This window comes from Streptomyces sp. NBC_00433 (assembly GCA_036015235.1).
In the GTDB taxonomy this organism is placed as follows: Bacteria; Actinomycetota; Actinomycetes; order Streptomycetales; family Streptomycetaceae; genus Actinacidiphila.
Map to the genome: position 1 here is coordinate 1,416,852 of CP107926.1, position 14,570 is coordinate 1,431,421.

General features: G+C 66.9%; 12 protein-coding genes. 8 read left to right on the plus strand and 4 right to left on the minus strand.

What is annotated here, in order from left to right; genetic code table 11:
• Positions 1-36 precede the first annotated feature (36 nt).
• The 3 genes from OG900_05455 to OG900_05465 are packed head-to-tail and all read left to right on the plus strand — an operon-like array spanning position 37 to position 2,955.
• Complete coding sequence (locus OG900_05455) at positions 37-1,200, plus strand: glycosyltransferase (GenBank protein ID WUH89648.1); 1,164 nt, start codon at positions 37-39, stop codon at positions 1,198-1,200.
• On the plus strand, positions 1,197-1,982 hold the full coding sequence (locus OG900_05460; protein WUH89649.1) for a glycosyltransferase: 786 nt from the start codon (positions 1,197-1,199) through the stop codon (positions 1,980-1,982). The genes OG900_05455 and OG900_05460 overlap by 4 nt, the downstream gene beginning before the upstream one ends.
• Before the next feature lie 25 nt (positions 1,983-2,007).
• A complete protein-coding gene (locus tag OG900_05465; GenBank protein WUH89650.1) occupies positions 2,008-2,955 on the plus strand; it encodes an FkbM family methyltransferase in 948 nt (315 codons plus the stop codon).
• Between the two features lie 58 nt (positions 2,956-3,013).
• Here the strand turns inward: OG900_05465 and OG900_05470 are convergent, their stop codons facing one another.
• On the minus strand, positions 3,014-4,222 hold the full coding sequence (locus tag OG900_05470) for a hypothetical protein (protein WUH89651.1): 1,209 nt from the start codon (positions 4,220-4,222) through the stop codon (positions 3,014-3,016).
• A gap of 124 nt (positions 4,223-4,346) precedes the next feature.
• Positions 4,347-5,660 (minus strand): hypothetical protein, encoded by a 1,314-nt coding sequence (locus tag OG900_05475; GenBank protein ID WUH89652.1) that lies wholly within the window; start codon positions 5,658-5,660, stop codon positions 4,347-4,349.
• A gap of 274 nt (positions 5,661-5,934) precedes the next feature.
• On the opposite strand from OG900_05475, the gene OG900_05480 reads away from it, so the two are divergent.
• Complete coding sequence (locus tag OG900_05480; protein ID WUH89653.1) at positions 5,935-6,969, plus strand: hypothetical protein; 1,035 nt, start codon at positions 5,935-5,937, stop codon at positions 6,967-6,969.
• Between the two features lie 63 nt (positions 6,970-7,032).
• On the opposite strand, the gene gmd is transcribed toward OG900_05480, so the two are convergent.
• Positions 7,033-8,070, minus strand: coding sequence for a GDP-mannose 4,6-dehydratase (gene gmd, locus OG900_05485; protein WUH89654.1), 1,038 nt, complete (start codon positions 8,068-8,070; stop codon positions 7,033-7,035).
• Positions 8,071-8,221: 151 nt separating this feature from the next.
• Here gmd and OG900_05490 point away from each other — a divergent pair, with 151 nt between their 5' ends.
• The 3 genes from OG900_05490 to OG900_05500 all read left to right on the plus strand — a co-directional run bounded on the left by OG900_05490 (position 8,222) and on the right by OG900_05500 (position 10,533).
• The gene (locus OG900_05490) at positions 8,222-9,730 is read left to right on the plus strand and encodes a polysaccharide biosynthesis tyrosine autokinase (protein ID WUH89655.1); all 1,509 of its coding nucleotides are present in this window, start codon (positions 8,222-8,224) and stop codon (positions 9,728-9,730) included.
• A 20-nt stretch (positions 9,731-9,750) separates the two neighbouring features.
• Positions 9,751-10,305 (plus strand): DUF6000 family protein, encoded by a 555-nt coding sequence (locus OG900_05495; GenBank protein WUH95627.1) that lies wholly within the window; start codon positions 9,751-9,753, stop codon positions 10,303-10,305.
• A 90-nt stretch (positions 10,306-10,395) separates the two neighbouring features.
• A complete protein-coding gene (locus OG900_05500; protein ID WUH89656.1) occupies positions 10,396-10,533 on the plus strand; it encodes a hypothetical protein in 138 nt (45 codons plus the stop codon).
• A gap of 79 nt (positions 10,534-10,612) precedes the next feature.
• Here OG900_05500 and OG900_05505 read toward each other — a convergent pair whose 3' ends face one another.
• Positions 10,613-11,587 carry an SGNH/GDSL hydrolase family protein gene (locus tag OG900_05505; GenBank protein ID WUH89657.1) on the minus strand — a complete coding sequence of 325 codons (975 nt, stop codon included), beginning with the start codon at positions 11,585-11,587 and terminating at the stop codon, positions 10,613-10,615.
• A 413-nt stretch (positions 11,588-12,000) separates the two neighbouring features.
• Between OG900_05505 and fxsT the strand changes: the two genes are divergently transcribed.
• A complete protein-coding gene (gene fxsT / locus OG900_05510; protein WUH89658.1) occupies positions 12,001-14,454 on the plus strand; it encodes an FxSxx-COOH system tetratricopeptide repeat protein in 2,454 nt (817 codons plus the stop codon).
• The last annotated feature ends 116 nt before the right edge of the window (positions 14,455-14,570 follow it).

Below are 14,570 nucleotides of genomic sequence, written 5' to 3' on the forward strand. Positions count from 1 at the left end.
ACTCAGAATCGGCAAATTCCGGAGAGGAATAGTGAGGTGAGGTCAAGAGTCGCCTGGTACACGCCACAGATCCTCCCTTATTCCCAGACTTTTGTTGCGAGCCAACTCGCTGCGTTGCGCGGGGTGGATTCAACCCTGTTCGGCGTCGATGTCGTTCCGGACATCGAGGTCAAGGGCAGGACGTGGGTGCTTGGAGTGGATCGTCCGTTCGGAAGGGCACAAGCGACCGTCTTCAAAGCGACCCGACGCTCCCCTGCGCTGTGCGCAGCACTTCGTGCGTTCGATCCCGACGTATTGATCGCACACTTCTTGCAGTGCGCCTGGCGTATTGCACACGTAGCGAAGAATGTCCGGGTCCCGCTGGCTGCGGTGTGCCACGGATCCGACTTGCTGACGCTCCAGGGGAGCAGGCGCCAGCAATCGAGAAGTACGCGGCAACTCGCTGCCAACTGGCGACGTCTCGTTGATGAGGTGCAACTTTTCCTACCGGTATCCGAGTTCCTGGGGAACCGTCTTCTGGAATCCGGGGTGCCGTCGGCCCGCATTGCGGTCCATCACCTGGGCGTGCCGATTCCGAGCGGCCTTGACCTGGGGAGTGCAGGGGAGCGCTCCGGTGTGCTGTTCGTCGGTCGTCTTGTCGAGAGCAAGGGTTGCGACCTGTTGCTGCAGGCTGTGGCGGACCTGGCTCGTGGTCGGCAGGTCGAGGTGACGGTGGTGGGGGACGGGCCGCAGCGGAGCGCCCTGTCGAAGCAGGCTGCGGGCTTGCCGTCCCGTGCGAGGATTCGCTTCCTCGGCAGCCTTCCGCAAGAGGCGGTCTTTCGCCTGATGAGGCAGCACCGCGTGGTGTGCGTGCCGAGCACGGACGTCGCTTCCGGGGCTTCCGAAGGGCTCGGTCTGGTCGCGTGCGAGGCGGCAGCACACGGTCGCCCTGTGATCGCCTTCGACACGGGCGGACTACGCGAGACCGTCATTCACGGGACAACTGGCCTGCTGGTCCGTCAGCGGGATGGTAGAAATCTGGCGGAAGCTCTTGAAATCCTGCTTTCAGACGACACCATGGCAGCTGAGATGGGTCGCGCTGCACGGCGGTTTGCGGTGGAAAAATTCGATCTCTCCCGACAGGGCCGCCGGCTTTTCGAGAAACTGCTCGCACGTGGCTTGATCACTTCGGACGGCAAACGGGAGGAGAATCCGGCATGAATGCTCCACCGAAGCGCATCCGGCTGGTTGTTCCGACCACGGGGCATCGCCTCCCCTACCTTCAGCAGTGCTTGGATTCGATCAGGCGACAGGACGGGTCCATCGAGGTGGTGATTGTCGCTCCAGTCGCCGCAGCAGCAGATCTCCGAGTCCTTGCCGAGCGTTACTCGTGCCAGCTGCTACTTGAACGGGGCCGTGGTATCAGCAATGCGGTCAACCAGGCTTGGGAAGACGCGCAGACAGAGTATCTAGCCTGGCTAGGTGATGACGATCTGCTTGCCGATGGTTCGGTGTCCGCGGCCGTGGCAGAACTCGAAAAGAACCCGACCGCAGTCATGGTCTACGGTCGGGTCCGAGTCATCGACGCGCACGACAACCATGTTTTTACGATGCGCCCAGGAAAGTATGCTCCCAGCCTCCTCAGGTACGGTCCCAACTTCGTCTGGCAGCCTGGTTCCGTGTACCGGAACACCGCCGTCCGCGCAGTCGGCATGCTGGACCCGTCGTTGCGCTACGCCATGGATTTCGATCTGCATCTCCGGTTGCGCCAGAAGGGCGAATTGAAATACATTCCCCGCCTGCTCGCGTCATTCCGCTGCCATCCGACGTCCTTGACGGTCACGAACCCCGAGCCGGTCGGTGAACCCCGGCTTGTCGTGCGCCGAAATCTCGGACCTGTTGCGCGATCATGGGAACGGTGCTGGTGGCCGGTCGTCAAGAACGCCGGGCGAATCTGGGGGTCCGTACAGCTGCGAACGGGCCGGAGACACAACTGGTGCTAGTGCATGCCAATCGATGGGAGTTGCTATGGGAACGACCGCGAACACACCCGTGAACACATTGACCGACGAGGACCGGACCGGCGTGCTGCGGGCTCTCGACACGCAGTACCGCACCAGCCGTACCCGCATTCGATACCGAGTGCTCCGCCATCCCGTCAGACTTGGGTATCCGACGCCTTCTCGGCTACAGAAATGGAAGCAGCGCGGAGTCAGCGTACAAGCGAAAGGCAGTACACCCTGGGGTCAGCAGATGGTCGTTACGCTGCCCGACGACGTATCTGTCTCATTGCGCTGGAACGGATTCTTCGAGTATGACCTGAGCGCATTCTACCTCCGGTTCCTTCGGCACTCGATGACGTTCATCGACGTGGGTGCGCATGTCGGCTACTTCAGTATGCTGGCGAGCCGAGCAGTCGGCCCGGTCGGCCATGTCTTCGCGTTCGAGCCAACGCCTTCGACATTCGAGGTGCTTGCGCAGAATGCTGGCACGGAGTGCAATATCACCCCGATCAACAAGGCTGTGTGGTCCGAAGCCACAATGATTGAACTACGCGACTACGGACCGTGTTACAGCGCATTCAACTCCACTTTCCGGGCCCGGCTTCCTGAATCGGTCAGGGTTGATCTCACCGAACGAACACATTCCGTACCAGCAGTTCGGCTCGACGATTTCGTGCGCGATCAAGGGTGCGTTCCTGACGCCGTGAAGATCGATGTGGAGAGTGCAGAGATGCACGTGCTCCATGGAATGCAGGCCATGCTCAGCGGGTCACGGCCGATCGTGTCGCTGGAAGTCGGCGACATGGGCGTACCAGGTGCCACACGCAGCCGCGTTCTGGTCGAGCACGTGCTGTCCTTCGACTACCGCGCGTTCGAACTGCGTGACGGTCGTGCGTTGCCGCACCAGTTGAGGGAAGAGTACGGCTACGAGAACATCATCTTCGCTCCCGCGGAGAAAGCCGGTCAGCTCTGAGCGGTGAACGGCCGGACGCAGCGCGCCGCGCTGCGTCCTCGGCGGGTACTCACACGCGTCAACCCGCGGGCGACCGTCGCTGACGGACGAGGTAGACCACCGCGGCCGCCGCAGCAGTACCCAGGTACACGCCCTGAAGCCGGGGCCACGGGGAGAAGAGGAGGTCCCAGCCCAGTCGGCCCGCCGCAAGTGAGAAGACCAGTGCGGCCGGCCCCGACCCCGCCCGCACCGCGGCGAGGAGTGCCCGCAGGACAAGGAACACGGGGAACAGCAGTCCGGGAAGGACGAGGATTCCCGTCTCGGCCCACAGTTGGAAGAGTACGGAGTGCAGAAAGAGGCCCCGGCTGAAGTAGTAGCGCGTGAGGCCCTCGTGGACCGTGATGCCGATGGCCTGCATCCGTTCCATGAACGCGTCCTGTGTCTTCCGGCTGATCTGCGGTGCCACACCGCGGCCTACCCAAGGCGAGTCCTCGATTACGGCGCCCGAGGCGAGAAATTCCGGCCGGTCCCCCATCAGGGGGCCCCCCTCGATACGGCTCTGCGTATCCCACTTCACTTGCTGCTGCCGACCGAGCCTCCCGCTCTCGACGACGTGTCCGTAGGAGACGTAGATGATCCCCGCCAAAGCACAGACACTGGTACCGATCAGCAGGCATCGCCTCCATGCCACACCCGAGCCGCGTCGGGAGGCAAGGACGCCCATCGCGCCGGCCAGGGAGACGACCAGGAACTCCGATCGGAACCCGAGTTTCAGATTCAGCAGGGCGACCGCCGTCATCACCAGCGCTGAGAACAATCGCCTGCCACGGCCCTGCAGCGTGGCCGACACCAGGACCGTCCCCAGGCTTGCCACCGGGCCGAACCCGTACTTCCACGGATCTGTTGCGAGGCCTGCGCTCGGAGCGAACGCGATGCCTCCCACCAAGCCGACCGTCAGCGACACGATGTAGGTGGTCTTGACCTTGTCGCGTTGCTGGAATGCCCACATTCCCGCGCAGAAGCTCAAGGCCACGGTGACAGGACGGGACAAGGCGTAGACCAGGTGGCCCCGCGGGTCGTGGACGACGATCTCGGTCAACGCCGCGGTGAACAGCCACAGGGCGAGGAGGATCAGGCAGATGCGCCCCTGCCTCCACCGCCATGCGCCGGTCAGCACAACAGGGCCCAGCAGCAACGCGGCGACGTGTCCCATCGTCACGCCGCCATTTGGGTATAGAGACCACGCCGTTCCCAGGCCGAGGACGCCGGCGGCGATCGGGGTGAGCATGTCGGCTGCCCCTGCGGAGCGGCCGGCGAGAGGAGCGGGTCCAGGCGACGGCGTGCCGGCCTTCACCAACACAGGCGGCTCACGCCTGAGCCGGTCGTTGCGGGGCGCCAGGTTGGCCGTCGTGTCATGCACGGGACAGGGCCTTTCTTAGGCTGGGGACGAAGACGACAGCGGTGAACGCCGCCACCGAGGCGATCACCGGGCCCGGTGCGCCGACCAGGCGGGCGAGGGGGATGGACAGTGCGAGATTGGCGACCGCCATGATGCTGACCCTGATCGCTTGGAAGCGCAGGCCCGCAGCATCGGTCAGCCACATGCTGGCCGGGTAGTTCACGGCCTGGACGAACAACAGGGCGGCGAATGCCGCCATAAGGCCTGCCCCCACCTGGGCCTGACCGTGCATCATCCACGAGCCGACAGTGGGGCCGAGCGCCACGAACCCCACACCGGCGATCAGTCCTCCTGCCGCGAAGTGCACGGTGAGCCTGCTGAGATCGCGCCAGGTGGGTCGGTCCGGGGATTCCCGCTGATGGGCGAAGAGGGTCCACAGCGGCATTCCGGCGACACTGATCAGGCCCACCGCTGGGGCGAACAGTTGCGCCCCGGCCGAGTACACGGCGACGGTCGCGGGATCGGCGACATGGCTGAGGACCAGTCGGTCGGTGGCGTAGGCCACGGACGACCCGGCGTTGATGACCATCATGGGCACGACGAGATTGCGGATGCGGGTTCCGGGCCGGCACCGTCGGACACTGGCCGGGATCAGGCGAAGCAACGGCATGCCGAGTAGTCGGCTCGCCAACGCAAGGCAGAAGGCGCCCACGGCACACTGTGCGATGAAGCCCGATGCGACGAACGCCACGACGGAAGCGTGCGCGGCCGCGGCACCCAGCAGCAGGAGAAGGGCGAGAACGCTCCCTGCCCCCTGCAGCACGAGGGCGACATGAGTCCGATTCAGCGCGATGAGGATCGATTTGCCCAGGTTGAGCGGAAGGGTGCAGCCGAACAGCAGGAAGGCGACAGCGACAGATCCGTCGGTGCCCGGTTGTCCGGCGCGGCCGAGAAGGGGACTCCACATCCCCAGGCAGGCCGGAACGATACCCAAGGCCGCGATGAGAGCTCCGGCGTACACCAATGTGCGTGCGCCCGAGGTGATGGCGCGGCGCAAGGGCTCCCGGTCGCCGTTCCGGCTGCGTGCCATCGCGTCCACGATGGCAGCACCGGCACCGAGGTCGCCGAGAGGCACCATCGCCGTGAGCGTGGTGACCAGCGCAACAAGTGCGTATCCGGACACGCCGAGGGAGTCGACCACCGTTCGGGTGGCGACCAGCATCGCCAGTGCGGTGACGGGAAGGGTCAACGCCTTGGCGCCCACCGCGCGGGCGGCGGCCCGCAGATGGGGTGCCGTTCCGCCGCCGACCGAAGGACCGAGGGCCACGTCCGGCGCCGACAAGAGCCGCGTGCCCGGCGTCCGGGCATTCGGCGGCTCTGCGGATAGGCCGGGCCCACCTTCGGACGGACTCTCGGACGGTCCATGACCCATCACTACGGTGCCGGGCGGGGAGGCGGGACGTCGAGGAGCATGCGTACTCCATTGATACGGCTTGGCGGGAAGGGTATGCGCATGCTACTGGTAATTTGTAACCAAGCACGGTTTATGTGACGGTTATTGCGATATTGCCGTGTTGTGTCACCTCAAAGGAGCTTGTGGAGTGGAGAACGCCGTCACCGGCCTCCGCCGCCGCGAACGGACCACGCTGCGTGTGGCCGTTCCCCCGGGCAGTGAACACCCGTCGCACTACGTGGTCAGGGATCTCATCGCGGAATTGGCCGCCCAGGGAGCCGCCCTCCAGCCGGTTCCGGTGGGTCGACCGGTCGGCCGTGTCCTCGCCAAGGGCCATCTCGCCCTCCCGTCCCCGCTGCGCCGTCGGAGTGGTCCCGTCCTCGTGCCGCTGATGGGAGCGCGATTCGGGGACCTCTACGGGTCGGCCTTGACGGGAGACGTCGTCCCCTACTGCTGGGACGTGTGGGAGCCGCAGTGGCGGAAGTACGTTCAGAGGCTGCGACCGCTCCGGCCGCCCGTGGTGTTCGTGACCGCCGCACAGTCAGCCCGGTTCCTCGCAGACGCTCTCCCGGACTCCGAGGTGGTCCACCTCCCGGAGGCCACCCGGATGACCTCGCACGATCCCCGGCGTCCCCTGGCCGCCAGGACCATCGGGGTCCTGGAACTGGGCCGGCGGTTCGGAGTCTGGCACGAGGCGGTGCAGAAGGCGGTGGAGAGTTCGAACCACCGCCATATCTACACGCGTTGGAGTGACCAATTGGTGTTCCCCGACGAGCGGGCCTTGCGGGACGGCTTCGCGGACACGATGGTCTCCGTGTGTTTCCCCTCGTCGATCACCCATCCGCGCCGGTCGGGAAATGTCGAGACCATGACGCACCGCTACTTGGAGAGCATCGCGTCCGGGTGCCTCGTCGTCGGGCATGCACCTACGGAGCTTGTGGAGCTCATGGGGTACAACCCGGTGGTAGAGGTCGACTGGAGTGCTCCAGCCGACCAGTTGCTGGACATTCTGGCCGCACCGCAGAAGTGGCAGTTTCATGTGGACGACGCGCGGCGACGAATGTGTCAGGTGGGCGACTGGAGCGTGCGGGTGGGGACGATCCTGGCCACACTTGACGCCGCCGGGTACGGAGTGGCACGACCGGGCGCGGCGGTCGGGACGCCATCCGGCCACTCCCGGTGATCCGCCGGACTGTGCGTTGACGGGGGTACCCCCTTGCATGCAGGCGGCCCGCCGGTCACACCGTCACCCGACAGCCAGGGCGGCGATGGCGGCGTCGGCTGCCGGAGCGGCCAGGAAGGTCTGCGGCAACGCTCTGACCTCCGCGTCCACCATCAGGCCGGCCAGTTCCGGTACGTGCACGGTCGGCCGCCATCCGAGGACCTTCTCCGCCTTGGACGCGTCGCCGACCAGGTCGTCGACCTCGGTCGGTCGCAGGTATCGGTGGTCGAAGCGCACGTGGTCGGACCAGTCGAGGCCCACATGGGCGAAGCACTGTTCGACAAAGTCGCGCACGCTGTAGCTCGTGCCGGTGGCGATGACGAAGTCGTCCGGCTCGTCCTGCTGGAGCATGCGCCACATCGCCTCGACGTACTCCGGTGCGTAGCCCCAGTCGCGGCGGGCGTCGAGGTTGCCCAGGTACAGCTCCTTCTGCAGGCCGGCCTTGATCCGGGCGGCGGCTGTGGCGACCTTCCGGGTGACGAATGTGGGGCCGCGGCGCGGCGACTCGTGGTTGAACAGGATGCCGTTGACCGCGTGGATGCCGTATGCCTCCCGGTAGTTCCGGGTGACCCAGTAGGCGTACACCTTGGCCACCCCGTAGGGCGAGCGGGGGTGGAAGGCGGTGTCCTCGCGCTGGGGCGGCGGTGTAGCACCGAACATCTCGGAGCTGGACGCCTGGTAGAAGCGACAGGGCAGATTGATCGCCCGGATGGCCTCCAGCAGGCGTGTCGTGCTCAGCCCAGTGGTGTTCCCGGTGAATTCGGGCTCGTCGAAGGAGACCCGGACGTGCGACTGGGCAGCCAGGTGGTACACCTCGTCCGGCCGCACCTTCTCCAGCAGGCCGGCGAGACGCGTTCCGTCGGTGAGGTCGCCGTAGTGGAGGAACAGGCGGGTCCCGGGGTCGTGCGGGTCGCTGTAGAGGTGCTCGATGCGGTGCGTGTTGAAGGTGGAGGCGCGCCGGACGACGCCGTGCACCTCGTAGCCCTTCTGGAGCAGCAGCTCCGCGAGGTACGAACCGTCCTGGCCGGTGATGCCGGTGATGAGTGCTGTCTTGTCGGTCATAAACACTCCTGTTGACGGGCTGGTGAGGCTCCGTCAGCGTACGGAGTCAACGACCCAAAGATAGGCAATTGATGCCAGATGTAAGCGTTTGAATAGTTTGGCCCATAGAGTGGAGACCCATACCCACTGGCTCTGACTGGGGACGGACATCTTGGATCTGCGCGACTACCTACGGGTCCTCTTCCGGCGCTGGCGCGTCATGGCGGTTCTGACCCTGCTGGGCACTGGTCTCGGCGCGCTGGCCACCCACGTCACCACGCCCGAGTACCGAGCCAGCACCACGCTCTTCGTGTCCATGCACGACCAGACCGACACCGCCCAGCTCAATCAGGGGAACGTCTTCATCCAGGCGCGCGTGCAGTCCTACGCCGAGATGGTGGCGAGCCCCCTGGTGACCCGTCCCGTCGTGAAGGCGCTGAAGCTTCCCATGACTTCGGAGCAGCTGGCGAGCCGGATCACGGCCACGGCCGGCCTCGACACCGTGCTGGTGTGCATCAACGTCACCGACACCGAACCGCGCCGGGCCGCCCGGATCAGCAACGCTGTCGCCGAGCGATTCGCCGACATGGTCAGTGGGCTGGAGCGACCGACCGACTCGAAGACCTCGCCGGTGAAACTGAGTGTCACGCAGCCCGCGACCACACCCGGCGCGCCCTTCTCCCCCCGGCCATTGGTGAATCTCGCGCTCGGGCTGCTGTCCGGGCTGGCCCTGGGGATCGGCTGTGCGGCGCTGCTCGAGTCTCTGGATACCTCCGTACGCACCCGGCAGGCGCTGGCCGACCTGGCGTCCGGGGCCGACGGTCCTCCGGTTCTCGGCAGCATCGTGCATGACTCGCGCAACGCCCGGCATCTGGTGGCCACCCGGGACGACGCGCACGGTCCACGTGCCGAGGGCTTCCGGCAGCTACGTACCAACCTCCGCTTCGTGGATGTCGACCGGCCGCCGAAGGTGATCGCGGTGACCAGCGCTCTCCCAGGCGAGGGCAAGACCAGTATCGCGGTGAACCTCGCAGCATCAATGGCGGAGTCCGGCGTCAAGGTGTGCCTGGTCGAGACCGACCTGCGGCGCCCCACCGCGGCCCGAGCTCTCGGCCTCGTCCCGGATGCCGGGCTGACGACCTGTCTGATCGGCCAGGCTCATGTGCATCAGGTGCTGCAGTCAGCCGGCACGTTCACGGTACTGACCAGCGGGCCGGTGCCGCCCAACCCCGCGGAACTCCTCGGCAGCGAGCAGTTCCGCACGGTGCTCGCCACCCTCTCGGATGAGTTCGACCACATCGTGATCGACACTTCCCCGGTGCTCCCCGTCACGGACACCGCAGCGATGGCTCCGATGGTGGACGGTTACGTCCTGGTGGTCCGCGCCGCCCGCACCGGTCGTAGCCAGATCGTCACTGCTCTGGACGCGCTTCGGCGTGGCGGCACCCCCGTTCTGGGGATGGTGTTGAACATGGCTCCGCTGAGAGGCGAGGGGAAAGCCTACGGATATGCCTACACCTACCGGCCGCAGCATCGCGCGTCCAGCGGGTTCGCCCGGCTGCTGCACCTCGGCGACCATGCGCAGCGGACGGAATCGCCGGCCGCCCGCGCGGCCGCGATGGTAGACGCAACGGAAATGGAGACGGTCCCCAGCGCCGAAACCAGCCCGTCCGACCGGTGAAGGGGCTGCTGCACGGTTGGGTGACGTCTGAACCGGCTTGCCTTGCGGGGCCCCTGGGGGAAACCGCTGGCAGCTGGGTCCTGGCCGGGCAAAGACGCAGCCATGCGCTATGCCAACACCGACCCCGAGCTGATGGACCTGGTCCGACGATTCGTCACGCCCGGCCGGCGGTACCTCCGGCTGGGCGGAAGCTCGCTGCGGTTGAGCGGGCCCGAGCGCGAGTCTGTATCTCTCTTGCCACCTTCTGCACCAGCGCGGACGCCGATCTGGTCTGCAGATACCTTGATCGCTACTTGCCTCAACCCGAACTCGTCCGGGACCAGACCGGGGTTCTCAGCACGCTGCTTCACCTCGATGCCGTCCTTGGGACCGAGCGAGCAGCCCCACACCTTGCCGCCGGTGGCCTGTGGCAGCAGTGGAGCGATGCCACGCCGAACATGGTGCGGGATCCACAGGAGTACCGGAAGGTCGTGGACCAGCTCTGTTCCTTCGCGAGCGAGTGCGCTGAACTCTTTGCCAGACCTGCCGGAACAGGAACTTCGCGGCGGTGCGGTCACCGATATCCGCCGCAGTGACCGTCACCGGCCGCCGGCTCTCCGTCCCGGCATCCCCTCGTCTTCGCCGCCTGCACCGCCGCCCGCATCGGCGAGGTCTCCGGCGTCCGCGTGAAGGACATCGACCTCACCAACTGGATCTGGACCGTGCGCCGCCAAACCACTCCCTCCCCCGGCGGCCTCGCCGACAAGAACACCAAAGGCAAGACCGCCCGCCGCGTCCCCTCATCCAGGAGGCCCGCCCGATGATCGCCCAACGCCTGCTCGTGCTGAGGGACAAGCCCGACGCCCGCCTGTTCACCCGCCGGCTCCCCGAGAGTGCGGTTGCTCAGTTGACGCCCAGGGCGTTCAAGATGGCTGCGGAGACGTGGTCGGCGGCGTTCTTGTGGCCCTTGGCGTTGGGGTGGACGAAGGCCACCTCGGTCGGGAAGTGGCTGAAGACGCCTTCCACCCACTTGCCGGCGTCGCAGACGCTGTGGTTCCGGGTGGAGTCGGCGAGGTCGACGAACGCGTCGCCGCGGTCACCGGCCGCCTTTTCGATGGCCTTGTTGAGGGGCCCCAGGACGTCGTCGCGGAGCCAGTCCAGGTCGCCCGGGGTGATCGAGGCGAACTGCTCCCAGTCGTCGTACCGGCACTTGGTCGTGTCCTGGGGGATGACCGCGGGGTAGCCGACGTTGATGACCTTCGCGTGGGGGGCGCGCTTGTGGACGGTGGCGAGCATCTCGTCGTAGTCGCTGCTCACCTTGGCCAGCCGGCCGGGGATGTTGTCGGCCAGGTCGTCCCGGCACGGTGTCCCCACGCCGCCGGTGCCCTGGCCCAACTGGAGACAGGTGAAGAGGATCTCGGCGAATCCGAGGGTGTTGCCGCCCGCGCCGACGGTGACCACGTCGGTGCCGGATTTCACCGCCTCGGACTGGGGAGGCACCGGCAGGAACGGGTAGTCCGGGTCCTCCGAGAAGGGCGGCAGGTGCCGGCCGATCGGGTTCTGGGCGTTGTCGGTGATGTCCTCGATGGTGGCGGCGCCGCAGCTGACGTTGGTCAGCTCGATCAGTGAGCCCAAATCCCGATCGACGACCTGGGGGTAGGACTGGTCGGTGCGCTCGCAGCCGTCACGGGGGACCTCGAAGGTGTCGCCGGCCGCCGGGATGACTCCGGCGGTGTAGGAGTCGCCCATGGCGACCCACTGGTAGGCCGGCGCGGCGGCCGCCGGGGTTGAGCCGGCGAGTTGTACGGGGACGAGGGCACCTGCGGCCAGAGCCACGGTGGAGCCCAGTACGGCCAGTCGAGCACGCGCGTTTGTCATGGATCCTCCGGAAGTGCGGTGTCTGCAGCTTGGCGATCCTACAAGGAACATCACTGATAGCTTTCACATAACTACGGAGTGTCACCATTGGCATGCGCCGCAGTACAGCGCCCGGCCGGCGGCCCGTCTGCCCGTGCGCTTCGCCCAGCGACCCGACGACGTTTCACTCTGTGGCCACCTGACCGGTCTCACCGAAGTCTGACGACCCACCTGTTTGTCTCATCGAGGCCTGATCACCGCCAGGGCGTCCCTCGGCGCCGGCAGGCCGGGGTGCGGGGTGCACGGCGGTTCCGGGGACGGTACGTGGTGGCATGGCGCATCCTTGGGTCATCAGCATCGTGGGGAATGGGGGCGGTGTGGGTAGTGGCAGGCGTGCGCGGGTGGGTTCGGTCGTCAGCGCGTCAGGGGCGGCGGTGACGTTCGCGTTGGGGGTGGTGACGAACTACGCCACGAACGCCGCGCCAGGCTGGGCGTCTCATCCGTGGGTGGTGTGGTCGGTCTTCGGTGTGCTGGCGGTCGGTGCGCCGGTATTGGAGCTGGTCGGGCGCCGTTGGGACACCGCAGGGATGGTGGAGGGTGGTGGGTCGGTGAGGTTGGTGGCGCTGGAGCGGCTCCGCGCCAGCGGCATGGCTTCGCTGCGCGCGCCTCACGGGTCTGGTCCCGTCCGCGGCCGTGACGGCGAACTCGATTCTCTTCGGCGGCTGCTGGCCCGGCCCCAGGGGAGGTACGGCGTGGTGTGCGGGGTGGGTGGGGTCGGCAAGACCACCTTGGCTTCCGCCCTGGCTGACATCGCGCGCGCTGAAGGACGGGCCGTGTTCTGGATCCGCTGGCGTGACACGGAGGAGCTGGCCGAGCAGATGACCCGCACCGCGCTGGCCTGCGGCCTTCCCGAAGCCCGGCTCGAAGAAGCGAGGGCGGGGCGGGCCGGACTGCCGGATTTGGTGTGGGAGCAGCTGGACCAGACCGCCAAGTGGCTCCTGGTCCTTGACAACGTCGACACCCCGCAGGCCGTCGGCCCCGCGGGGGAGGACGTGGCGTCCTACCGAGGGTGGATCCGGCCGGGTAGGAGAGGCCTGCTGCTGGTCACCAGCCGCAACACCGACTCCGTGGTGTGGGGCACGCAGGCCGTCCTCCGCCGCGTCGTCCCGCTGGAGCCCGCAGCCGGCGGCCAGGTTCTCTGCGACGCGGCCCCCCAAGCCGGAACCACCGAGGAAGCACGGGCGCTCGCGGACCGGCTGGGCGGCCTGCCGCTCGCCCTCCATGCTGTCGGCCGCTACCTGTCCGCCCCCGGCAGCCGCCACCGCACCTTCACCGCTTACACCACCGCCCTCGAGACACAGCTGGGCACGCTGCTCGGCGCCACGCAACCCCGGGCGAGCGACCCGGCTGTCGGACGGACCCTGGTCCGCCACACCTGGGAGCTGTCATTGGACGAACTCGCCACCGACGGCCACCCACTCGCACGGCCGACGCTGCGGCTGATGTCCCTTCTGGCACCAGCCCCTATCCCCGTCTTCCTCCTCACCCCGGCACTGGTCACCGAGGCCACCGGGCAACCGACCAGCGAGATCGAGATGGAGGCCGTGCTCAACGGCCTGCACACCTACGGACTCGTTGACACGCCCACACGCAACGGCGGACAACCCGTCCTCGGACAGGTCGTTTTGCACCCCCTCGTACGCGAGATCACTGCGCACATCCACACCACCGAATCCACCGAGCCCAACCGCTTCCAGCAGGTCCTCACCAGCCGCCTGATTCAGGCAGCCCAAGGGGTGACGAGTGCCAGGATCGCGGACTGGGACACGGCCCGCCTCCTGGCCCCCCACCTCCTCAGCGCCGCAACCCACACCACCGACCAGCACAACCAGCACCTTGCCGATGCCATGGATCGCATCAGTCAGTCCCTCACGGAAGCGGGCGACTACGGCGGCGCACTACAGCTGCAGCAGGTAGCGCACTCGATCACCGCTCGTTCCTTCGGCCCCGACCACCCCAAAACCCTGAACAGCCGCCATCACCTCGCCGACGCGCTCGACCTCTTCGGCCGACACCAGGAGGCAGCAGACCACCACCAGCACGTTCTCAGCACCCGCGAACGCGTCCTCGGTGCAGACCACCCCGACACCCTGCTCAGCCGCAACGACCTGGCCAACGCGCTGGACCACCTCGGCCGACACCAGGAGGCAGCAGACCACCACCGGCAGATTCTCACCGCCCGCGAACGTGTCCTCGGCACCGACCAAATTTCCACCTTCCACAGCTGCAACAACCTCGGCCTCGCACTCGGCTACCTCGGCCACCACCAAGAAGCAGCAGACCTCCACCGACGGGCTCTATCCGGTTACGAACGCCTCCTAGGCGCCAACCATCCCGACACCCTGAACAGCCGCAACAACGTCGCGCTCGCGCTCGATGACCTCGGCCTGCATCGAGAAGCGGCAGACCTCCATCGACAGGTCCTCAGCGCCTACGAGCAGGTCCTGGGCCCCGATCACCCCGACACCCTTCACAGTCGCGACAACCTCGGCCTCGCGCTCGACCACCTCGGCCGACATCGAGAGGCAGCAGACCACCATCAACTCGTCCTCAGCGCCTACGAACGCCTCCTTGGACCCGATCACCCCAGCACCTTGACCAGCCGCAGCAACCTCGGCCTCGCGCTCGACCACCTCGGCCGGCATCGAGAGGCAGCAGACCACCATCAACTCGTCCTCAGCGCCCGCGAAGGCGTCCTCGGACCTGCCCACCCCCATACCCTGCACAGTCGCGACCACCTCGCAGCAGCCCTGCGTGCTGCGGGGCGCACCGGCACAGGGTGGGGTTCTGGGAGGAGGCTTCGGTTCTTCGGGGCCAGGCGCAGTTGAAAGTCGATGCGCTCGTGGCTATGTGGCTGTTCGGCCCGTCCTGCAGGGCTCCTACGAGAACGGGCCCATCTCCATACCTGGGCCTGGCCCAGCCCCGGCGACTGGTCGCGTTGTCG

Bases quoted from the DNA above. Each gene is read 5' to 3' on its own strand.
- OG900_05460 (WUH89649.1), top strand. From the start codon at position 1,197: ATGAATGCTCCACCGAAGCGCATCCGGCTGGTTGTTCCGACCACGGGG.
- OG900_05465 (WUH89650.1), top strand. From the start codon at position 2,008: ATGGGAACGACCGCGAACACACCCGTGAACACATTGACCGACGAGGAC.
- OG900_05470 (WUH89651.1), bottom strand. From the start codon at position 4,222: ATGCTCACCCCGATCGCCGCCGGCGTCCTCGGCCTGGGAACGGCGTGG.
- gmd (WUH89654.1), bottom strand. From the start codon at position 8,070: ATGACCGACAAGACAGCACTCATCACCGGCATCACCGGCCAGGACGGT.
- OG900_05505 (WUH89657.1), bottom strand. From the start codon at position 11,587: ATGACAAACGCGCGTGCTCGACTGGCCGTACTGGGCTCCACCGTGGCT.